This is a genomic window from Zhenhengia yiwuensis, from assembly GCF_014384995.1.
In the GTDB taxonomy this organism is placed as follows: Bacteria; Bacillota; Clostridia; order Lachnospirales; family Cellulosilyticaceae; genus Zhenhengia; species Zhenhengia yiwuensis.
Genome location: NZ_JACRSY010000121.1, coordinates 1 through 716, shown reverse-complemented (window position 1 = coordinate 716; position 716 = coordinate 1). Strand labels below are relative to the sequence as shown.

Annotated in this window: 2 protein-coding genes; both read left to right on the top strand. The window is 35.5% G+C overall.

What is annotated here, in order from left to right; all coding sequences use genetic code 11:
* Positions 1-129: 129 nt before the first annotated feature.
* Positions 130-324 (top strand): cold-shock protein, encoded by a 195-nt coding sequence (locus tag H8718_RS20350; RefSeq protein WP_249334875.1) that lies wholly within the window; start codon positions 130-132, stop codon positions 322-324.
* A gap of 75 nt (positions 325-399) precedes the next feature.
* Entirely contained in the window at positions 400-564 is a 165-nt protein-coding gene (locus H8718_RS20345) for a CarD family transcriptional regulator (RefSeq protein WP_249334874.1), read from the top strand.
* Positions 565-716: the final 152 nt, after the last annotated feature.

Genomic DNA, 716 nt, shown 5'->3' with positions numbered 1-716 from the left:
GAAGAACTAGAGGAACTAATGCCTTGGGCACCAGAGATTCAAAATAACTGCAAATAATAAATCGTACAACTAGAGTGAAATGCTCCAACTCTAATTGTACGATTTTTATTTTTGGACACCTTCTAATTAATCGCTTACGTTAAATGGTTTAACGCAGAAAAAGGTTTTGGTTTTATTCAAAGAGATAATGGAAGTGATGTATTCGTACACTTCTCAGCCATTCAAGGTGATGGTTTTAAAACACTTGAAGAAGGACAAAAAGTAAACTTTGATATGACAAAAGGTGCTCGTGGAGAACAAGCAGAGAACGTTACAAGAGCATAATGGAGTGACTAGCAGGTAGGACAGTAGTTCTGCCTGTTTTTTTATAATCCAATCAAAACTGTTGGAGGTGAAGGGATGTTTGAAATTGGTGAAATCGTTTTTTGTCCTTTAAGAGGAAGCGGTGTGATTGAAGCCATAGAAAGAAGGACGATGCTTGGTGAAACAAGGGAATATGTTATTATACAGATGAAAGAGCGTAAGCGGTTAATAACTGAGTATATTTCCATACTTCCTTATTAATGAGATAATTACTCCAAGACATTCATTGTTTTAGAGTCTTTTACTCTAACTCTATTTGAAATAAGGAGGTACTCTTATTGAGAAAGACCAGTCAAGAAAAAATAAATCTTTGGACATCACGTATTATGGAGTGTCGTAAAAGTGGTCTTCCT